General features: G+C 72.8%; 18 protein-coding genes. 14 read left to right on the top strand and 4 right to left on the bottom strand.

All coding sequences use genetic code 11. The features are described 5' to 3' along the window. Positions 1 to 321: 321 nt before the first annotated feature. Positions 322 to 1,134 (bottom strand): sulfite exporter TauE/SafE family protein, encoded by an 813-nt coding sequence (locus AB0N63_RS24805; RefSeq protein WP_365531574.1) that lies wholly within the window; start codon positions 1,132 to 1,134, stop codon positions 322 to 324. An 83-nt stretch (positions 1,135 to 1,217) separates the two neighbouring features. Between AB0N63_RS24805 and AB0N63_RS24800 the strand changes: the two genes are divergently transcribed. Further along, entirely contained in the window at positions 1,218 to 1,976 is a 759-nt protein-coding gene (locus AB0N63_RS24800; RefSeq protein WP_365531572.1) for a helix-turn-helix transcriptional regulator, read from the top strand. Between the two features lie 55 nt (positions 1,977 to 2,031). Here the strand turns inward: AB0N63_RS24800 and AB0N63_RS24795 are convergent, their stop codons facing one another. Both AB0N63_RS24795 and AB0N63_RS24790 read right to left on the bottom strand, forming a co-directional pair. Continuing rightward, positions 2,032 to 2,454 carry a nuclear transport factor 2 family protein gene (locus AB0N63_RS24795; RefSeq protein WP_365531570.1) on the bottom strand — a complete coding sequence of 141 codons (423 nt, stop codon included), beginning with the start codon at positions 2,452 to 2,454 and terminating at the stop codon, positions 2,032 to 2,034. A gap of 522 nt (positions 2,455 to 2,976) precedes the next feature. Continuing rightward, entirely contained in the window at positions 2,977 to 4,179 is a 1,203-nt protein-coding gene (locus AB0N63_RS24790) for an MFS transporter (protein WP_365531568.1), read from the bottom strand. A gap of 90 nt (positions 4,180 to 4,269) precedes the next feature. Between AB0N63_RS24790 and AB0N63_RS24785 the strand changes: the two genes are divergently transcribed. The 13 genes from AB0N63_RS24785 to AB0N63_RS24725 all read left to right on the top strand — a co-directional run bounded on the left by AB0N63_RS24785 (position 4,270) and on the right by AB0N63_RS24725 (position 20,448). Next, positions 4,270 to 5,031 (top strand): DeoR/GlpR family DNA-binding transcription regulator, encoded by a 762-nt coding sequence (locus AB0N63_RS24785; protein WP_365531566.1) that lies wholly within the window; start codon positions 4,270 to 4,272, stop codon positions 5,029 to 5,031. Between the two features lie 328 nt (positions 5,032 to 5,359). Next, the gene (locus tag AB0N63_RS24780; RefSeq protein WP_365531564.1) at positions 5,360 to 5,803 is read left to right on the top strand and encodes a hypothetical protein; all 444 of its coding nucleotides are present in this window, start codon (positions 5,360 to 5,362) and stop codon (positions 5,801 to 5,803) included. 500 nt (positions 5,804 to 6,303) lie between these two features. Then, positions 6,304 to 6,426: a hypothetical protein gene (locus AB0N63_RS24775; RefSeq protein WP_365531562.1), complete on the top strand. Its 123-nt coding sequence runs from the start codon at positions 6,304 to 6,306 to the stop codon at positions 6,424 to 6,426. 406 nt (positions 6,427 to 6,832) lie between these two features. Further along, entirely contained in the window at positions 6,833 to 8,014 is a 1,182-nt protein-coding gene (locus tag AB0N63_RS24770; protein WP_365531560.1) for an ROK family transcriptional regulator, read from the top strand. Between the two features lie 208 nt (positions 8,015 to 8,222). Beyond that, complete coding sequence (locus AB0N63_RS24765; RefSeq protein ID WP_365531558.1) at positions 8,223 to 9,740, top strand: sugar ABC transporter ATP-binding protein; 1,518 nt, start codon at positions 8,223 to 8,225, stop codon at positions 9,738 to 9,740. Continuing rightward, positions 9,737 to 10,753 carry an ABC transporter permease gene (locus tag AB0N63_RS24760; RefSeq protein ID WP_365531556.1) on the top strand — a complete coding sequence of 339 codons (1,017 nt, stop codon included), beginning with the start codon at positions 9,737 to 9,739 and terminating at the stop codon, positions 10,751 to 10,753. Before AB0N63_RS24765 ends, AB0N63_RS24760 begins: the two co-directional genes overlap by 4 nt. Before the next feature lie 17 nt (positions 10,754 to 10,770). Next, positions 10,771 to 11,811 carry a substrate-binding domain-containing protein gene (locus AB0N63_RS24755; protein ID WP_365531554.1) on the top strand — a complete coding sequence of 347 codons (1,041 nt, stop codon included), beginning with the start codon at positions 10,771 to 10,773 and terminating at the stop codon, positions 11,809 to 11,811. Positions 11,812 to 11,877: 66 nt separating this feature from the next. Continuing rightward, positions 11,878 to 13,146 carry a Gfo/Idh/MocA family oxidoreductase gene (locus tag AB0N63_RS24750; protein ID WP_365531552.1) on the top strand — a complete coding sequence of 423 codons (1,269 nt, stop codon included), beginning with the start codon at positions 11,878 to 11,880 and terminating at the stop codon, positions 13,144 to 13,146. Positions 13,147 to 13,161: 15 nt separating this feature from the next. Then, the gene (locus AB0N63_RS24745) at positions 13,162 to 14,160 is read left to right on the top strand and encodes a sugar phosphate isomerase/epimerase family protein (protein WP_365531550.1); all 999 of its coding nucleotides are present in this window, start codon (positions 13,162 to 13,164) and stop codon (positions 14,158 to 14,160) included. Positions 14,161 to 14,254: 94 nt separating this feature from the next. Further along, positions 14,255 to 16,741, top strand: a complete 2,487-nt coding sequence (locus tag AB0N63_RS24740) for a PQQ-dependent sugar dehydrogenase (RefSeq protein WP_365531548.1) — start codon at positions 14,255 to 14,257, stop codon at positions 16,739 to 16,741. Between the two features lie 12 nt (positions 16,742 to 16,753). Continuing rightward, positions 16,754 to 18,073: a ThuA domain-containing protein gene (locus AB0N63_RS24735; RefSeq protein WP_365531546.1), complete on the top strand. Its 1,320-nt coding sequence runs from the start codon at positions 16,754 to 16,756 to the stop codon at positions 18,071 to 18,073. 126 nt (positions 18,074 to 18,199) lie between these two features. Beyond that, complete coding sequence (locus AB0N63_RS24730; RefSeq protein WP_365531544.1) at positions 18,200 to 19,327, top strand: inositol-3-phosphate synthase; 1,128 nt, start codon at positions 18,200 to 18,202, stop codon at positions 19,325 to 19,327. A gap of 305 nt (positions 19,328 to 19,632) precedes the next feature. Next, a complete protein-coding gene (locus AB0N63_RS24725; RefSeq protein ID WP_365531752.1) occupies positions 19,633 to 20,448 on the top strand; it encodes an SCO3242 family prenyltransferase in 816 nt (271 codons plus the stop codon). Here AB0N63_RS24725 and AB0N63_RS24720 read toward each other — a convergent pair. Further along, a complete protein-coding gene (locus AB0N63_RS24720) occupies positions 20,441 to 20,587 on the bottom strand; it encodes a hypothetical protein (protein ID WP_365531542.1) in 147 nt (48 codons plus the stop codon). The genes AB0N63_RS24725 and AB0N63_RS24720 overlap by 8 nt on opposite strands. Positions 20,588 to 20,663 lie beyond the last annotated feature (76 nt).

The following is a 20,663-nucleotide window of genomic DNA, read 5'->3' as shown; positions in this document are numbered from 1 at the left end:
TTTGCGGACGGGGGCTGCGGTCGGACAGACGTTAACGCCGGGCCTCCACCGCGAGGGTTGAGGGGCCACGACAGCGAGAGGAGGGGTAGGCCCATGATCCTCATGATCAGCGCGCTTGTCTCCTCCCGGGGTGCGGACCGCGTCCGGCCCCGGAGCGGACGGGCGTCCTCACCGGAGCGTGCCTTGACCGTGAAGACGAACGACCTGCCAGGCGTGCGATCACCGGAAACGCAGAGCTCGGCTCCTTCTCCCAACTGCCTGCATCCTCGACGAGGAACTGGCGGACGACCTTGCCGCCGGCCGCCGGCGTTGAGAAACGGTTCACGGGAGGCGTAGCAGCATGGCGGTGAGGACGAGGGCCAGCAGGGCGACGTAGCCCCGGGCGTGGACCCGGTCGGCGACACGGGGCGGCCTGCGGCGCAGCAGGACGACGACGGGCACGGCTCCCAGCAGGAGCAGTGCGACGGCCCCGAGGTCGACGGAACCGGCGGCGAGCAGGAGCGCACCGCCGTCCACGGTGTCGCCCGCCGCGGGGGCCGTCGCCAGGAAGAGCGCGCAGGCGGGGGCGCTGATGCAGAGAGTGAGGGGATTGGCGAGCGCGGTGGCGGCAGCCATCGGCAGCCCTGAGCGGCGCAGCAGCGGCACCGTCAGCACGCTGCCGCCGACACCGAGGAACGAGGCCACCGAGCCGATCGGCACGCCGAGCGTGGCGGGGACGGCGACGGTCCCGTCCCCGGCCGGGCCGTCGTGCGCGGGGCGCAGGAAGCCCGGCCGTACGAGTACGTCGACGAGAGTGGCGGCCAGGTAGAGGACGAAGCCCCAGGTGGTCAGCCTCGGGGGTGCGAACGTCGCCGCGACGGCTCCGCCGAGCCCTCCGACGCCGAGCAGCGCCAGCAACGGGATGCGGTGCCGCAAGCCGGTCAGCAGCGATCTCGGCGTGGCGGCGGTGGCGACGGCCGCGTTGACGACCATGACGAGGGAGGAGGTCGCCACGGCGACCGTCGAGGCGGCGGGGCCCGCGGCGGCGTCGGCGCAGACGACGACCGGGACGGTGACGAAGCCGCCGCCGAACCCGAAGAGCACGGTGGTCAGCCCGGTCAGCATGCCGATGGCGAGGAGAAGTACAACAGTCACACGGTCAGGTTCAGCGGGCGGTCCCTGTGCCGACAATCGAAGGAGAAACCGATGCTTTCGAGTTTCGGCCCTAGGCTGGTGGGATGCGCAATGCCTCGCTCGCCGCGCTGGACCACCTGCCCGCCAAGGTGCTCCCCATCGCGACCGACTACCCGCCCGGCACCTTGCTGACCTGGCACGAGCACCGGCGTGCCCAGTTCCTGTACGCCGCCACCGGGACGATGCTGGTGGAGACCGGCGAGGGGGCCTGGACGGTGCCGGGCGAGCGGGCCGTGCTCATCCCGCCCGGGACGCGCCACCAGGTGCGGATGCTGGACGTGCGGACGTCGAGCCTGTACATCGAGCCGGACGCGGTGCCGTGGTGGCCGCGGTCCTGCCGGGTGGTCGAGGTGGCGCCGCTGCTGCGGGAACTGCTCCTCGCCGTCGCGGACCTCGACGCCGACTACGCGGCCCGCGACCGGGACGGCGCGCTCGTCGCGCTGATCCTCTGCGAACTGGCGACGCTCACCGAGGTGCCCCTGCACATCGCCCTGCCGCACGAGGCCCCCTTCGACGAGCTGTGCCGCCGCTATCTGGCCGGCCCGGACATCGCGGTGACGAACGCCGTGTGGGCGCGGGCCGCCTCGATGAGCGAACGCGCCTTCACACGCCGCTTCCGGCGGTTGACAGGCGTGAGTCCCGCCGCCTGGCGGGCCAGGGCCAGGTTGCTGGCCGCCGTCCCGCTGCTGCGCCACACGTCCGTGACGCAGGTGTCGGCGCTGCTCGGCTACTCCTCCCCGGCCGCGTTCTCCTACGCCTTCTCCCACGCCTTCTCGGTGCCCCCGTCGTCGTTGAGACACTGAGCAGGCCGCGGAGATCCAGGGGTGGCTGCGCGGCAGCCAGCGGGAGTGAGCGACCTCAGCGGCCCGGACGACGTTCCGTCCCGGGGCCACTGCGGGGAGGGACGCCGTCGGACGGTTCGATTTCCCCCGCGAAGACGATGATCTGGTCGATGAGGCTCCGTCGCAGATGGACGACGTCCGTTCCGGCCAGGCGGGGACCTCCGTCCGGCATGGTGAAGACCCACTGGTACCGCGCCCACTCGTCGGGCATGTCCACCGCCGAGCAACGCACCATCGTGCCGGTCCCCGCCGGGTGGCGCCGGATGTCCCGCACGAACCGCTCGACCGCCGCGATTCCTTCGCTGCGACCCAACGGCCCCCAGAACACCACGTCTGAGGTCAGGGCCTGGGAGAGCAGCGCAGTCACATAGCTGTCGTCCGAGGCGTTGAACGCGGAGATGAACGTGTCGATGGCGGAGCGTGCGATCTCTTCCTGCATGCCCCAGTAATACCAGCCGCTTCGCGCGCGCTCGTGCCGCGAAGCGCCTTCCGATCACGGTGAACATCCCGGGCACAGCATCCGCAACAGAACCTGATCTCCGTACGGCGCGTAACGGTGCTGGTCAGTGAAGACCAGCAGTGGCGGCACCTTCTCCGCATGAGGCGCCCTCAACCAGCCGGACCGAGTTCGTTCTTGAACCGAGTATGGCTGTTTTTGCCGCATAGTAGGGCTTCGCGGGCGCAAGAAGAGACAGACCGGGCAGCGGGGTCGCCGCGCTGGCGTTGCGGATGTCCACCGAGCGCGGTTTCGACGCGGCGACGGTCAACGAGGCCGCCGAGGTGTCCAGGGCCACCCTCTTCGCGTCCTGCCCGACCAAGGGAATCACTCGCCCTCCACGGCGTGGGCGGCGACGACCTGGCCGGGATCGTCGCCCGGCGGCCGGCCGACCGGACGTTCCTGGCGGCGCTGCGAGCGGGGGCTTGTGCGGCACGGGGGTCAGGGGCCGTGCCGCACAAGCGGTCAGTGGCCGATGGCTGCCATCTCGCTCTGGCGGGTGTCGGCTTCGGTGCGCAGGACGCGCGCGCCCACTGCGGTGGTCACGCACAGCAGGGTCAGCAGGACGAAGGCGTGGCCGAGGGCGACGAGGTGGGTCAGCCAGCCGATGACGGCGGGGCCGGCGAGCATGCCGACGTAGCCGAGTCCGGCGACGCGGGAGACGTTGGCGCCGGCGGCGGCTGGGTCGGCGTGCCCGGCCGCGCTGAACAGCTGCGGGACACAGCCCGACAGGCCCAGCCCGAACAGTGCCCAGCCGGTGAACGCGGTCCACATCCACGGCCCCAGGGCCACGAGCGTGATGCCGACGGCGGCCGTGGCCGCGCCGTGGCGCAGGATCGCCATGGAGCCGAACCGGGCGACGCATCGGTCCGCGAGCAGCCGGCCGAGGGTCATGGCCGCGGCGAAGGTGCCGTACGCGAAGGCGGCCGTGCCCGCGGATGCACCGAGGACGTCCTTGAGGTGCAGGGCGCTCCAGTCGTTGGCGGCGCCCTCGCACAGCATGACCATCAGTGCCAGGACGGCCAGCAGCCAGACACGCCCCGAGCTGCTGCGGCGCCCGGCGGCCGGTGCCGCCTCGGGCTCCGTAGCGGAGCCGGAGTCGGGGCTCTCGGCGGCGGGCAGCAGGGCGCGCGCCGAGGCCAGGGCGATCACGACGCCCACGGCTCCCACGGCCGCCATGCCGGCGGCAGGGCCCAGGCCCGCGCTCGCCGCCCCCGCGCCGACGAGCGAGGCGAGGACGCCGCCGACGGAGAACGTGGCGTGGAAGCCGGACATGACGGGCCGCCCGTAGGCCTTCTCCACGTGCACGGCGTGGGCGTTCATGCTCACGTCCAGGCAGCCGTTGCAGAACCCGAAGACCAGCAGTGCGCCGGCCAGCGTCCACGGATCCCGGGCGACACCGGGCAGGACCAGGGCCGCGCCGCACAGGATGCCGCTGGCGGGGACGACGACGCGCGAGCCCAGGCGGTCGGTCAGGGGGCCGGCCACCTGCATCCCGCTGAAGGCTCCGAGCCCGAGCAGCACCAGCAGGCCGCCGAGGGTGGCGTGGCTGATGCCCACACGGTCCTCGATCGCGGGGATGTGCACCACCCAGGCGCCCATCAGGGTGCCGCACAGGACGAAGTAGAGGTAGGTCGCCACACGGGCGGCTCGAAGCGAACGTTCCATGCCACCCACCGTAACGAACATTAATGATGTTCGTAAGACGGTGTATCGAACAGATCAGTTGTTTGTTATCTGGTGGTGTTCAATCGCGGTATGAACCACGCAGACCGGCACGGACTGATCGCCAAGGCCGTCAGGGACTCCGGCGGCGCCACGGTCCAGGAACTCGCCCAGCTGACCGGCGCCTCGGAGATGACCATCCGCCGCGACCTCGACACCCTCGCCGCCCAGGGCGTTCTCGAACGCGTCCGCGGCGGGGCACGCACTCTGCTGCTCCGCGGCGAGGAGCCCCCCTTCGCACTGCGCGCCCACGAGGCCGTCGACGCCAAGCGCCGGATCGCGGCCGAGGTCTCCGCGCTCATCGCCGACGGTGAGAGCGTCCTGCTGGACAGCGGCACCACCTGCCTTGAGGTCGCCCGCCTCCTGCGCGACCGGCCCGTCACCGTGATGCCGCTGTCCCTCCAGGCCATCCACCTGCTCGGCGAGACACCCGGCCCGGCCACGCTGGTCGTGCCCGGCGGACAGCCCCGCGCCGCCGAGGGAGCCCTCACCGGCCCCCTCACCCTCGCCTCCCTTGCCGCCCTGCGGTTCGACACCGCCGTCATCGGCTGCTGCGGACTGAGCGCGGCCGACGGCCTGACCGCCTACGACCTCGACGACGCCGCGGTGAAGAAAGCCGGCATCGCCTCGGCCCGCCGCACCATCGTCGCCACCGACGGCGCCAAACTCGGCCGCACCGCCTACGCCCACGTCGCCCCCGCCGCCCTCCTGCACACCCTCGTCACCGACTCCACCGCACCCGCCGAAGAGGTCACCGCACTCGAAGGCGCCGGCACCACCGTCAAGACCGCCTGACCGCTTTGCCGCGCGGGCCCACCATCTCGCGCGCGCAACAGGTCGGCGTTCAGGTGGTGGCGGGCCGTCCCGGCCGGCGGCAAGGCGACGTCGGGCAATTGAACCGGTCGAATCCGCCTTGACTGCCCGCCCACGAAAGACGAACCAGCCCCGCAGACCGGTACCGCGGCAGCCGCCGTTCAACGTTCGTGATCAATGAAACTGGCGCTATGACCGGTATGCCACATACAGGCAATGTCGGTTGGCTGGAAATCGCTTGTGACTGGCTCGTCTGGCGCTGAATGATGTGGGTTCTTCAACATCAACTTCCACAAAGGCGAGGTCACAGGTGAAGACGCGAGGCAAGAAGGCGGCGTCCATGGCGGCTGCGGCGACGGCGCTGGCCACCGGGCTGGTCCTCGCGGGGCCGGTGGGTTCCGCGAGCGCCGCTCCGGACGTCTACTTCATCACGTACACGTACACGGACGGTTCGGCCCGCGTGGAGGTCTACAACAACGGCGACTTCGCCGGCTACGGCGCCTGGGCGGCCAACCCGGGAGACTTCGGTTCCTCGACCGGGGACACCTTGATCGCCTACGACAAGCTGGCGGACGGCTACGGCATCGAAGCGACCCTGAGCGACGGCCGTAAGGCCACGACCCGCGGGCACTCGTCGCCGTACACCGACGTGACGACGGGCAACCTCGACGAGGGCGCCACGCGCACCCTGAAGGTCTGCCTCGTCAAGGACACGTTCAGCGACTGCAAGACCGGCGTCGGCGTGCACGCCTGACCTGCGGTCGGTCCCGCCCCCGGCGTGACCTGACGTGCGCCGGGCCCCCGGCGTGGGCGGCGCTCCGTGCCACCCACGCCGGGGGCCGCACGTCCCTCACGCCCCGCCGGCTCGCCCGGCCCGCCGCTCCGCCACGCATCCGACGCGGCAGCCGGCCCAGGCGCACGCGCGGCCCAGGCCGGCAGAAGGCCCGGCCGGGGCCGCGGACGAGACGTGATCGTGAAGAGCGGTCGCCTACGCGGCGGATGGCTCTGGAGGGCTTCAGCCGAACGATCGTCCCCGCAGGCAACAGGTGAGGCCCGGGGGACACTGCCCCTCCACGATCACACCCCGCACGACACGTGCCGTCCGGTGGTTGTTCGCGTCCGCCCCGGACGAGGCGGAGTGCCGCGGGCCGGCCCGCAGGGAGGGCACTCACGGGGGGCGAGGCCAGGAATGGCTGTCTGGCTGTGCTGCGGCGCTGTTCCGGGTCTGTTCGCCCGGCGAGGGGACGGAGAGCTGTGACGGAGAGCGCGGTGTCACTGGTGCGGCTGATGCAGGCCGGTCACACGGCGGCGCTTGAGCGGCTTCCGCAGCTGATCGCCGGCCACGCCGCCGCAGCGGGCTCGTACGACGTGTCGTAGGCACGGTCACCGCACGGCGCCCGCGGCACGCCGGCCGCGAGCGAGGACGTCGCCCGCGGCATGACCGCCGAGCAGCTCCGCTGGTCCAGTCGGCGGAGGTCGTCATGCGATACGCCGCTCCCGGGAGCCGGAGGCGGCCGGCCCGGAGGTCGTCGCGGCGTCGTGCCTGCGGCTGTGCGGCCTGGGTGGCAGGCGGTGCCCGCCGCCCGGGAGATGGCGCGAGGCCTGACGCGCCTCCGGGCATGAACTGACGGCACCACAGGCCCGGATGCTTTGTCCTCTCAGTGGAAGAAGTTCACGGGAATCTGTGCACAACTTCTTCCCAGACCCGGCGGCCACTGCTACGTTCCCTGTCGAAAGCCCGACACCGGTGGCCGAAAAGGGCGGGGAGGGGCACGTGAGACGCATGACGGCTCGACCGGCTAACGCGCACCAGGCCCGCCTGCTGAAGCTGCTGCGTGACGGTGGCCCCAACTCCCGTGCCCAGCTGGGCGACCAGGTCGACCTGTCCCGGTCCAAGCTGGCGGTGGAGGTGGACCGGCTGCTGGAGACGGGCCTGGTGGTGGCCGACGGACTCGCCGCCTCGCGCGGCGGCCGGCGCTCCCACAACGTCCGGCTCAGTCCCGACCTCAGGTTCCTCGGTGTCGACATCGGCGCGACCTCGGTCGACGTCGCCGTCACCACCCCGGAACTGGAGATCCTCGGCCATCTCAACCAGCCGATGGACGTCCGTGAGGGCCCGGTCGCGGTCTTCGAACAAGTCCTCGGCCTGGTCGGCAAGTTGAAGGCCGCAGGACTCGCCGAGGGCTTCGACGGCGCCGGCGTCGGCGTCCCCGGACCGGTCCGCTTCCCCGAGGGCGTACCGGTCGCCCCGCCGATCATGCCCGGCTGGGACGGCTTCCCCGTGCGGGAGGCGCTCAGCCAGGAACTCGGCTGCCCGGTCATGGTCGACAACGACGTGAACCTCATGGCGATGGGAGAGCAGCACGCGGGAGTCGCCCGTACCACGGCCGACTTCCTGTGCGTCAAGATCGGCACCGGGATCGGCTGCGGCATCGTCGCGGGCGGCCGGGTGCACCGGGGCACCACCGGAAGTGCCGGCGACATCGGTCACATCCAGGCGGTGCCCGACGGCCGGCCCTGCGCCTGCGGCAACCGGGGCTGCCTGGAGGCCCACTTCAGCGGCGCGGCCCTGGCCCGGGACGCGACGCAGGCGGCCGGGCAGGGGCTGTCCGCCGAACTCGCGGCCCGGCTGGCGGCGAACGGCACCCTCACCGCCGTGGACGTCGCCGCCGCTGCCGCCGCCGGTGACGCCACCGCGCTCGAACTGATCCGTGAGGGCGGCACCCGGGTGGGGCAGGTCATCGCCGGGCTCGTCTCCTTCTTCAACCCGGGCCTGGTGGTGATCGGCGGCGGGGTGACCGGCCTCGGCCACACCCTGCTCGCCGCGATCCGCACGCAGGTCTACCGCCAGTCCCTGCCGCTGGCCACCGGCAACCTGCCCATCGTCCTCGGGGAGTTGGGACCGAGCGCCGGAGTCATCGGTGCCGCCCGGCTGATCAGCGACCACCTCTTCTCACCCGCGTAACCGCACCGCCGCGCAAGCGTCCACACGTTCAGCCTCATCAGCGATCACCGCCCGCGTGGGCGACCAGCCTTCCGCCCACGCACCCCGCCCGCGTTCAGCGACCTTGCCAGCACCACCTCACTTACTCGTGTAACGCCGCTCTCTGGCCGCAGGGCGCTCGCCCCGCTGCGCCCTCACACCGGTCCGCACGCCCGCCGAGGGGACTCACATGGCACCAGAACCACCGCTGCTCAGCATGTCCGACATCACCAAGTCGTTCCCCGGAGTGCGCGCTCTGGACGGCGTCGACCTCGAGGTCCAGGCCGGGGAGGTGCACTGCCTGCTCGGTCAGAACGGCGCGGGGAAGTCCACCCTCATCAAGGTGCTGGCCGGCGCCCACCAGCCGGACGGCGGCGCCATCCACTGGCGCGGCGAGCCGGTCACCCTGCGCTCCCCGATCACCGCCATGCGCCTCGGGATCGCCACCATCTACCAGGAACTCGACCTGGTGGGGCACCTGTCGGTGGCGGAGAACGTCCACCTCGGCCACGAGCCGACGGCCGCCGGGTTCGTCGTCCGCGGGAAGGCCGCTCGCGCAGCGACGACGGCCCTGCTGAAGCGACTCGGGCATCCCGAGATCGACCCCGCCCGCCTGGTCGGGGAGTTGTCGGCGGCGCAGCAGCAGATCGTGTCCATGGCGCGGGCACTCTCCCACGACGTGCGGCTCATCGTGATGGACGAGCCGTCCGCCGCCCTCGACCCCGACGAGGTGGACAACCTCTTCCGGATCGTCGGCGATCTCACCGCCGACGGGGTCGCCGTCGTCTACATCTCGCACCGGCTGGAGGAGATCCGGCGCATCGGCGACCGGGTGACCGTGCTCAAGGACGGCCGGGCCGTCGCCGGCGGACTGCCCGCGAAGACCACCCCGACCCGCGACGTCGTGGCCCTGATGACGGGCCGCTCCGTGGAGTACGTCTTCCCCGAGCGGCCCTCCCGGACGCCACAGGCCGAGCCGGTCCTCGCGGTGCGGGGCCTCACGCGGGACGGTGAGTTCGCGCCGCTCGACCTCGATCTGCGCCCGGGTGAGATCGTCGGGCTCGCCGGGCTGGTCGGCTCGGGGCGTTCGGAGATCCTGGAGACGGTCTACGGGGCGCGCCGGCCCACCGCGGGGGAAGTCGTCGTCGACGGCCGCCGGCTGCGCACCGGCAGCGTCCGTGCCGCCGTACGCGCCGGGATCGGACTCGCGCCCGAGGAGCGCAAGGCGCAGGCCCTGCTGATGCTGGAGTCCGTCACGCGGAACGTGTCGGTGTCCTCCCTGTCCCGCTTCTCCCGGGGCGGCTGGATCGACCGGCGCGGCGAGCGCGGCGCCGCACGGGCCGCGACCCGGGAGCTGTCGCTGCGCCCCGACAACCCGGACGTGCCCGTGCGCACCCTGTCCGGCGGCAACCAGCAGAAGGCCGTGCTCGCCCGCTGGCTGCTGCGCGGCTGCCGGGTGCTGCTGCTGGACGAGCCCACGCGTGGCGTCGACGTCGGCGCCCGCGCCGAACTGTACGCGGTGGTGCGCCGGCTGGCGGACGAGGGCCTCGCCGTCCTGCTCGTCTCCAGCGAGGTGCCCGAGGTGCTGGGCCTCGCCGACCGCGTGCTGGTGCTCCGCGAGGGCCGCGTCGTGCACGCGGCGCCCGCACAGGAACTGGACGAACACCGAGTCCTCGACCTCGTCATGGAAGGAAGCCCGGCGTCATGACGCAGCACGTCTCCCCGCCCCGGGACACGGCCGGCCCGACACCGCCGGCCCGGCTCCCCGCCTGGCGCGGCCTGCCGGCCCGCGCCGACCTGCGTACCCTCTCCCTGCTCGGGGTGCTCGCCGCGCTCGTCGTCATCGGCGGCGTCACCAAGCCGGACGAGTTCCTCGACACCCGCAACCTCCAACTGGTGCTGATCCAGGCGTCCGTGATCGGCGTGGTCACCGTCGGCATGACCTTCGTCATCACCTCCGGCGGCATCGACCTGTCCGTCGGCGCCGTCGTCGCCCTCGCCTCGGTCTGGGCGACCACGGTCGCCACCCAGGAGTACGGCTTCGCCGGGATCCTCTTCACGGCGGTGCTGGTCGGCCTGGGCTGCGGGCTGGTCAACGGCCTGCTCATCGCCTACGGCGGGATGGTCCCCTTCATCGCCACCCTGGCCATGCTGGCGTCGGCGCGCGGGCTCGCCCTGCAGATCACCGACGGCAGGACGCAGATCGTGACCGTCGACGGCGTCCTGAGCCTCGGTGAGCGCGACTCCTACGTCCTCGGCGTCCCGCCGCTGGTACTGGTGTTCGCGAGCGTGACGGTCCTCGGCTGGCTGCTGCTGAACCGCACCACCTTCGGCAGGCGCACGGTCGCCGTCGGCGGCAACGCCGAGGCCGCCCGCCTCGCCGGCATCGACGTCCGCCGCCAGCGGCTCTACCTGTACCTGCTGTCCGGGCTGTGCTGCGGCATCGCCGCCTTCCTGCTGATCGTGCTCTCCGGTTCCGGCCAGAACACCAACGGCAACCTGTACGAACTCGACGCCATCGCGGCCGCCATCATCGGCGGCACCCTGCTCAGCGGGGGTCGCGGCACCGTCACCGGCTCCGTGCTCGGCGTGCTGATCTTCACGACGATCACGAACATCTTCGCCCTGAACAACCTCCAGAGCGACGTCCAGCAGATCGCCAAGGGCGCGATCATCGTCGCCGCCGTCCTGGTCCAGCGCCGTACCGCGAGCACGACCTGAGGAAAGGGTTCACCACCATGTCACAGCTGACGAGCCGCAGAGGACTGCTCTTCGGGACCGCCGCCGTCTCCGCCGGTGCCTTCCTCGCAGGTTGCACGAGCAATGAGACGAAGGACGAGAAGACGGCCGCGGACGAGCAGCCGGCCGCCGACGACAAGCCCGGCAAGCACGTCACCATCGGCTTCGCCGGACCCCAGGCCGACCACGGCTGGCTGAACGCCATCAACGACAACGCCGAGAACCGGGCGAAGAAGTACGCCGACGTCACCCTGGAGATCACCGAGGGCTCCAACGACACCGCGCAGCAGATCGGCCAGATCGAGACCCTGATCAACAAGAAGGTCGACGTCCTGGTCGTGCTGCCCGCCGACGGCAAGGCCCTCACCCAGGTCGGCCTCAAGGCGATGCGCGCCGGTATCCCGGTGGTCAACCTGGACCGCATCTTCGACTCGGCGCAGGCCTACCGCTGCTGGATCGGCGGCGACAACTACGGCATGGGCCTCAACGCCGGGCACTACATCGGCGAGAAGCTGAAGGACAAGCCGGACGCCCGGGTCGTCGAACTCGCCGGCCTGGACAACCTGGAGCTGACCAAGCAGCGCACCCAGGGCTTCGACGACGCCCTGAAGAACTACCCGAACATCAAGAAGGTGGCCCGGCAGGCGGCCGAGTTCACCGTCGAGTCCGGCCAGGCCAAAATGGCCCAGCTGCTCCAGGCGCAGCGGAAGTTCGACGCCCTGTGGAACCACGACGACGACCAGGGCGTGGGGGCGCTGCGCGCCATCGAGCAGGCCGGGCGGGACGACTTCCTGATGGTCGGCGGGGCGGGCGCCCTCGCCGCCTTCCAGGCCATCAAGAAGGACGACGGCGTGCTCAAGGCGACCGTCCTGTACCCGCCGACCATGGCGGCCTCCGCCATCGACCTGGCCCGTGCCCTCGGCCAGGGCAAGGGCGTCGGCGGTCTCGCCGAGTTCGAGATCCCGGCCTCCATCACCCTCTACTCGGCCGTGGTCGACAAGACCAACGTCGACCGGTACATGCCCACCGGCTTCCGCTGAGCCGGCCCGCCCGCACCCCCCACCGCGCCACGACGAACGCGCCCCGACGACGAGGAGGACGAGCGCATGGAACAGCCGCAGCAGCCAGCCGGCCCCGAGGCCGCACCGGAGACGGCGCCCAGGGCCGCACCGGACGCGGCACCCGGAGCCGGCAGACCACCGCTGCGCGTCGGCATGGTCGGCTACGCCTTCATGGGCGCCGCCCACTCGCAGGGCTGGCGCACCGTGGGCCACGTCTTCGACCTGCCCCTCCGGCCGGTGCTGGCCGTGCTGGGCGGACGCGACGGCGCCGCCGCACGGGCGGCGGCCGAGCGGCACGGCTGGGCGGCCGTGGAGACCGACTGGCGTGCGCTGATCGCCCGGGACGACATCGACCTGGTGGACATCTGCACCCCCGGTGACAGCCATGCCGAGATCGCCGTGGCCGCGCTCGCCGCGGGCAAACACGTCCTGTGCGAGAAGCCCCTCGCGAACACCGTCGCGGAGGCCGAGACCATGGCGCGCGCGGCCGAGGAGGCGTACGGCCGGGGGCAGTTGGCCATGGTCGGTTTCAACTACCGCCGGGTCCCCGCGACCGCGTTCGCCCGGCGGATGATCGCCGACGGCCGGCTCGGCACTCTGCGGCACGTCCGGGTGACGTACCTCCAGGACTGGCTGAGCGACCCGGCCTTCCCGCTGACCTGGCGGCTGCGCAGGGAGCACGCCGGCTCCGGCGCGCTCGGGGACCTGGGCGCGCACATCGTGGACCTCGCCCAGTACCTGGCGGACGAGCCGCTGGCCGGGGTGTCGGCGCTCACGGAGACCTTCGTCCGGGAGCGCCCGCTGCCCGGCGGCCCGAGCCGCGGCCTGGCGGCGGGGTCCGCGACCGGCACCGGTGCCCGTACCGGCACGGTCACCGTGGACGACGCCGCCGTGTTCACCGGCCGGTTCGCCTCCGGCGCCCTCGCCTCCTTCGAGGCCACCCGGTACGCCACCGGACGCAAGAACGCCTTGAGCATCGAACTCAACGGGGAGCGCGGCTCGCTCGCCTTCGACCTGGAGCGGCTGAACGAGCTGTGGTTCCACGACGCCACCGAGCCCGGCGCCGAGGCGGGCTTCCGCCGCGTCCTCGTCACCGAGCCCGAGCACCCGTACCTGGACGCCTGGTGGCCGCCGGGCCACGGCCTCGGTTACGAGCACACCTTCGTCCACCAGGCCCGCGACCTGGTCCACGCCATCGCCGCGGGCACCCGCCCCACCCCCTCCTTCGCCGACGGGCTCCAGGTGCAGCGCGTCCTGGCGGCGGTGGAGGCGAGCGCCGAGAAGAACTCCGTCTACACGCCCGTCGCGGGCTGAAGGAGGCCGCCCCTCATGCCGCGTCCGTTCACCCTGTTCACCGGCCAGTGGGCCGACCTGCCCCTGGAGGAGGTCTGCCGGCTCGCCCGCGACTTCGGCTACGACGGCCTCGAACTCGCCTGCTGGGGCGACCACTTCGAGGTCGACAAGGCCCTCGCCGACCCCGGTTATGTGAAGTCCCGGCACCAGCTCCTCGACTCCTACGGCCTGAGGTGCTGGGCGATCTCCAACCATCTCGTAGGCCAGGCGGTCTGCGACGCCGTCATCGACGAGCGGCACCAGGCCATCCTGCCGGGCGCCGTGTGGGCCGACGGCGTCCCGGAGGGCGTACGGCGGCGCGCGGCCGAGCGGATGAAGGACACGGCCCGTGCCGCGGCGGCCTTCGGCGTCGACACGGTCATCGGCTTCACCGGGTCGGCGATCTGGCATCTGGTGGCCATGTTCCCGCCCGTGCCCGAGTCGATGATCGAGCGCGGCTACGAGGACTTCGCCGCACGCTGGAACCCGATCCTCGACGTCTTCGACGCCGAGGGCGTACGGTTCGCGCACGAGGTCCACCCCGGCGAGATCGCCTACGACTACTGGACCACCCGGCGCGCCCTGGAGGCGGTCGGCCACCGCCCCGCGTTCGGCCTGAACTTCGACCCCTCCCACTTCGTGTGGCAGGACCTCGACCCGGTCGGCTTCCTGTGGGACTTCCGCGACCGGATCTACCACGTGGACTGCAAGGAGGCCCGCAAGCGGCTCGACGGCCGCAACGGGCGCCTCGGCTCCCACCTGCCCTGGGGGGACCCGCGCCGCGGCTGGGACTTCGTCTCCGCCGGACACGGTGACGTGCCCTGGGAGGACGTCTTCCGGATGCTGCGCTCCATCGACTACGGGGGGCCCGTCTCCGTGGAGTGGGAGGACGCCGGCATGGACCGGCTCCAGGGCGCACCCGAGGCCCTCGCCCGCCTGAAGACCTACGACTTCGAGCCGCCGTCGGCGTCGTTCGACGCGGCGTTCTCCAACTGACCGCCCAGGTCCGTTGACTCGCGGCTCCGGGACGACGGCGCGTCCCGGCGTACTCACCCGCCCCGTACAACCAGCCCCACTCTGGAGGCCTACCGTGCACGGGAACGACCGCACCATCCGCAAGGGAACCCGCAGACCACGCCTGCGCAAGGCACTCGCCCTGTTCGGCGGCGCCCTGCTCGCGGGCGCCACCCTCACCCTCACCTCGCCCCAGGCCGGCGCAGCCGTCGCCGACCAGGACCCGGCCGCCGCGGCCGAGGACTTCCAGCAGGTCACCCTCGCCAAGGGCGAGGCGGAGGTCGGGGAGCCCATGTCGCTCGCCGTCCTCCCGGACCGCTCGGTCCTGCACACCTCCCGCGACGGCGAGCTGCGTCTGACGGACGCGGCGGGCAACACCAAGATCGCCGGCAAGCTCGCGGTGTACTCCCACGACGAGGAGGGCCTGCAAGGCGTCGGCGTCGACCCGGACTTCGCGACGAACCGCTTCGTCTACCTCTACTACGCGCCCCCGCTGAACACCCCGGCGGGCGACGCGCCCGAGACCGGCACCGCCGCCGACTTCGCCCTCTTCGACGGCGTCAACCGCCTCTCCCGCTTCGTGCTCAGCACCGACGGCACCCTGGACACGGCCAGCGAGAAGAAGATCCTCGACGTCCCCACCACCCGCGGCCTGTGCTGCCACGTCGGCGGTGACATCGACTTCGACGCGGCAGGCAACCTGTACCTGTCGACGGGCGACGACACCAACCCCTTCCAGTCGGACGGCTACACCCCGATCGACGAACGCGCGGACCGCAACCCCGGCTTCGACGCCCAGCGCACCGCCGGCAACACCAACGACCTGCGCGGCAAGATCCTGCGCATCAAGGTCAGCGCCGACGGCTCCTACTCCATCCCCGACGGCAACCTCTTCCCGCCCGGGACGGACAGGACCCGGCCCGAGATCTACGCGATGGGCTTCCGCAACCCCTTCCGGTTCAGCGTCGACAAGGAGACCGGCATCCTCTACGTCGGCGACTACGGCCCCGACGCCGGCGCCGCCGACCCCAAGCGCGGGCCGGCCGGGCAGGTCGAGTTCGCCCGGGTGACCAAGCCGGGCAACTTCGGCTGGCCGTACTGCACGGGCGCCAACGACGCCTACGTCGACTACGACTTCGCCACCAAGGCCTCCGGCGCCTCCTTCGACTGCTCCGCCCCGAGGAACACCTCCCCGCACAACACCGGCCTGACCGACCTGCCCCCGGCCCAGCCCGCCTGGATCCCGTACGACGGTCCGTCGGTCCCCGAGTTCGGCGACGGCTCCGAGTCCCCGATGGGCGGTCCCGTCTACCACTACGACCCGGCACTCGACTCGCCGGTCAAGTTCCCGGAGGCCTACGACGGCGACTTCTTCGCCGGTGAGTTCGGCCGCCGCTGGATCAAGCGCATCACCAGCGACGCGGACGGCACCGTACGCTCCGTCAAGGACGTGCCCTGGACCGGCACCCAGGTGATGGACATGGCGTTCGGACCGGACGGCGCGCTGTACGTCCTCGACTACGGAGTCTCCTGGTTCGGCGGCGACGAGAACTCGGCGCTGTACCGCATCGAGAACGCCACCGACGGTCACTCGCCCGTCGCCCGGGCCGCGGCGAGCCGCACCTCCGGCCAGGCGCCGCTGAAGGTCCAGTTCTCCTCGGAGGGCACCAGCGACCAGGACGGCGACGCGCTGACCTACAGCTGGGACTTCGGCGACGGCACCCGGTCGGCCGACGCCGGTCCCCGGCACACCTACCGCAAGAACGGCACCTACACGGCGACCGTGACCGCGAAGGACCCCTCGGGCCGCACCGGCAGCGCCAGCGTGCGGATCGTCGTCGGCAACACCGCTCCCACCGTGGTGCTCCAGACCCCGAAGGACGGGCAGCTGTTCAGCTTCGGTGACGCGGTTCCCTTCACCGTCAAGGTGACCGACCCCGAGGACGGGCGCCGGATCGACTGCGCCAAGGTCAAGGTGACCTTCGTCCTCGGCCACGACACCCACGGCCACCCGCTCACCTCCGCCACCGGCTGCTCCGGCACCATCCAGACCAGCGCCGACGGCGGCCACGACGAGAACGCCAACATCTTCGGCGTGCTCAACGCCGAGTACACCGACAACGGGGGCGGCGGCCAGGCCGCGCTCACCTCGCACGACCAGAACGTCTTGCAGCCCCGGCACCGCCAGGCCGAGCACTTCGGCGACAGCGCCGGCGTCTCGGTGATCGCCAAGGAGGCGGCGCACGGCGGCAAGGTCGTCGGCGACATCCACGACGGTGACTGGATCTCCTTCACCCCGTACGTCCTGGACGACGCCCGGAAGATCACCGCGCGCATCGCCTCCGGCGGCGCGGGCGGCACCCTGGAGGTCCGGGCCGGCTCGGCGAGCGGCACCCTGCTCGGCAAGGCGACCGTGCCGGCGACCGGCGGCTGGGAGACCTACCAGGACGTCCAGGCCGGCCTGTCCCGCGCCCCGCGTGGCACCACCACGCTCTGCCTGGTGTTCAAGGGCGGCAGCGGAGCCCTGTTCGACATGGACGACTTCACCTTCACCACGGGCTGAGAGGAGCACCGCATGCGCACAGTGACCGCCGTCGCGACGGCCGCGCTGCTCCTCGGCTGCGCCTCGGCACCGGCCGCCTCGCACGACGCGGACGACGGCAAGCGGGTGCTGGTCTTCTCCAAGACGGCCGGCTTCCGGCACGACTCCATCCCCGAAGGCGTCGCCGCGGTACGGCAGCTGGGTGAGAGCGGCGGCTTCACGGTCGACGCCACCGAGGACGCGGGCTCGTTCACCCGGTCCACCCTGCGGCGCTACGACGCCGTGGTGTTCCTGTCGACCACCGGGGACGTCCTGGACAGCGCCCAGCAGGCGGCGTTCGAGGACTACGTCCACCACGGCGGCGGCTACGTCGGCATCCACGCGGCGGCCGACACCGAGTACGACTGGGCGTTCTACGGCGGCCTCGCCGGCGCGTACTTCCAGTCGCACCCGGCGATCCAGCCGGCCACCGTGCGGGTCGAGGACCGCGCCCACCCGGCGACGTCCGCTCTGGCGCGGGCCTGGAACCGGACCGACGAGTGGTACAACTACCGCTCCAACCCCCGGGACCGGGCCCACGTCCTGGCCTCGCTCGACGAGTCGTCGTACGCCGGCGGCACCATGAACGGCGACCATCCGATCGCCTGGTGCCAGGAGTACCAGGGCGGCCGGGCCTTCTACACCGGCGGCGGCCACACCAAGGAGTCGTACGCGGACCCGGAGTTCCGCCGACACCTGCTGGGCGGGATCCGGTACGCGATCGGCGCGGTCCAGGCCGACTGCCGGCCGGAGAGCGGGTACACCAGCCTGTTCGACGGTGACTCCCTCGACGGCTGGCGGCAGGCGGGCCCCGGCTCCTTCACCCTGGCCGACGACGGCACGCTCACCTCGTCCGGCGGGATGGGCCTGCTGTGGTACTCCGGCCGGAGCTTCGGGTCGTACTCCCTGAAGCTCGACTGGAAGGTGGCCGGCGACGACAACTCGGGCGTGTTCGTGGGCTTCCCGCCCTCGGACGACCCGTGGTCGGCAGTGGACCACGGCTACGAGATCCAGATCGACGCCACCGACGTCCCGGAGAAGACCACCGGGTCCGTCTACGGCTTCCGCTCCGCCGACCTGAAGAAGCGCGACCGTGCGCTGAACCCGCCGGGCGAGTGGAACACGTACGAGATCCGGGTCGAGGGCGAACGCCTGCGGATCTGGCTCAACGGCGTGAAGATCAACGATTTCACCAACACCGATCCGGCCCGGAGCCTCACCGACGGACACATCGGCATCCAGAACCACGGAACCGGTGACGAGGTGTCCTTCCGCGACGTCCGGATCAGGGAACTGCCCGTCAGGGGCCACTGAACGGCGGCGGGCGGGAGACGCCGGACTCCCGCCCGCCGTCACCACCTCCGCACCACCCCGCCCCTCCCGCACACGGCGTCATCCCCCCACCGCTCCCGGTGTCCGCGCTCGACAAGGAGGCTGCCCATGTCCGCGCCCCCCGCCCGTTCCCCCCGTGTCGGCGTCTGGCTGATCGGCGCCCGCGGCTCCGTCGCCACCAGCGTCGTCGCGGGCTGCGCCGCGCTGACCGCGGGCCTGCACCCGCCGACGGGCCTGGTCACCGAGGGCCCGGCGTTCGCCGGCAGCGGCCTGCCCGCGCTGTCGTCCCTCGTCTTCGGCGGCCATGACACCACGGACTGCCCCCTGCCCAAGCGCGCCGAACAACTCGCCGCCGGCGGCGTCCTCCCGCCCGGCCTCCCCACAGCCGTCGCCACCGAACTCGTCGCCGCGGACCGGGAGATCAGGACGGGCGGCCCCCTTCCGGGCGACACCCGCGACGCCGACGACCTGATCGCCGCCTTCGCCGGGGACCTGCGCGACTTCGTACGACGGCACTCCCTGGCCCGCGCGGTGGTCGTGAACGTCGCCTCCACGGAACCGGCCGCGACCAGTAGAACCGCCCTGCCGCCCAGTTCCCTCTACGCGGCGGCCGCCCTGCGCGCCGGCTGCCCCTACGTCAACTTCACCCCTTCGACCGGGCTGCACCACCCCGCCCTCGCCGGGCTCGCGGCCTCCAGCGGGCTGCCGTACGCCGGACGCGACGGCAAGACCGGGCAGACGCTGCTGCGTTCCGCCCTCGGCCCGATGTTCGCCCAGCGGGCGCTCGCCGTGCGGGCCTGGTCCGGGACCAACCTCCTCGGCGGCGGGGACGGCGCCGCCCTCGCCGACCCGGCCGCCGCCGCGGCGAAGAACGCCGGCAAGGAACGCGTCCTCGCCGACACGCTCGGCACGGTCCCCGAGGGCGAGGTCCACATCGACGAGGTACCGGCGCTCGGCGACTGGAAGACCGCGTGGGACCACATCGCCTTCGACGGCTTCCTCGGCACCCGCATGGTCCTGCAGACCATCTGGCAGGGCTGCGACTCGGCGCTGGCGGCACCCCTCGTCCTGGACCTGGCCCGCCTCACGGCCCGCGCCCAGGAGACCGGCCGCACCGGCCCGCTCACCGCCCTGTCCTTCTACTTCAAGGACCCGGTGGGCACCGCCCCGGCGGCCCTGGCCGACCAGTACGCCGCGCTCCTGCGCTTCGCCCGCGATCTGGGAGCCGCCGCATGAGCCGCCGGCCCACCCCCGGCCCGGACACCCGCGACGGCGCCCCGCCCCCGAGCGCACCGCACGACCACGCACCCCACGCGCCCGGCCGGCCCGCGCCGAGCGCGCCACACGGTTCCCTGCCCCGCGAACCGAGCGGACCGCGGCGCCCCGCGCCCCACGAACCGGACGCGGCGGCGCCGAGCGCGCCGGACCGCCGTGGCGCGTACCGGCCCGGCCGGCCGGTGCCGGGCCGGACGCACGGCAGGCTCCCGCGCTCCTCCGCCGGTCGGCCGCGGCCCGGTGTCCGGCTACGGGCGTGGGCCGAACTGCTGCGGCTGCCCGCCCTTTTCACCGTTCCCGGGGACGCGCTCGCCGGAGCGGCGGCCGTGGCCGCGCGACCGGGCCGCACCTGCCTGCTCGCCATCGGTTCGTCGCTGTGCCTGTACGAGGCCGGGATGGCGCTGAACGACTGGGCCGACCGTGCCGAGGACGCCGCGGAACGCCCGCACCGGCCCCTGCCGTCCGGCAGGATCCGGCCCGCCGCCGCCCTCACCGCGGCCTGCGTCCTCACGGCCGCCGGGCTCGCCCTGGCCGCCCGCGCGGGACGCCCGGCGCTGGCGGTCGCCACCCCGCTCGCGGCCACCGTGTGGTCGTACGACCTCCTGCTCAAACGGACCCCGGCGGGCCCGGCCGCGATGGCCACCGCCCGCTCCCTCGACCTGCTGCTCGGCGCCGCCGCCGGTGCCGGGCACGTCCGGCCCGCCCTGTCGTCGGCGGCCCTGCTCGGCACGCACACCCTCGCGGTCACGGCCGTCTCGCGCCAGGAGGCCCGCGGCGGGTCCCCGCTCGCCCCGCTCACCGCGCTGGCCGCCACCGGTGCCATCACCTGGCTCCTGCCCGACCGCCCGCTCAGCACCGCCCTCGCCCTCGGCTACGCCGGGACCGCGGCACGCCCCTGCCTCCACGCCTCCCTCAACCCGTCAGCCCCGCTCACCCAGCGCGCGGTCGGCGCCGGCATCCGCGCCATGATCCCCCTCCAGGCGGCCCTCGCCGCCCGCGCCGGAGCCGGTGCGACGGCCCTGGTCACCGCCGCCCTCGGGCCACTGGCCGCCCGTGCGGCGAGAAGGGTGAGCGTCACATGAACCTCATCAGCGCCCAAGGCGGCGCCTCCACGCTCCACGTCCGGTCCGGCACCACCGTGGCGGTCACAACGCCTTCCGGCCCGTCGGCCGCCGGCGCGGCCAAAAACGCCCCCACGGCCGGCACGGTCGCGCCGGTCACGGCACCAGCCGCCTCGCGGGCCACCCACGCGCCCAGGGGGACCGCCGCAACCCGCGCCCGGCTGCACACCACCGCC

This window comes from Streptomyces sp. NPDC093260 (genome assembly GCF_040683715.1).
Taxonomy (GTDB): Bacteria; Actinomycetota; Actinomycetes; order Streptomycetales; family Streptomycetaceae; genus Streptomyces; species Streptomyces sennicomposti.
This window is presented reverse-complemented; position numbering and strand designations above follow the sequence as displayed.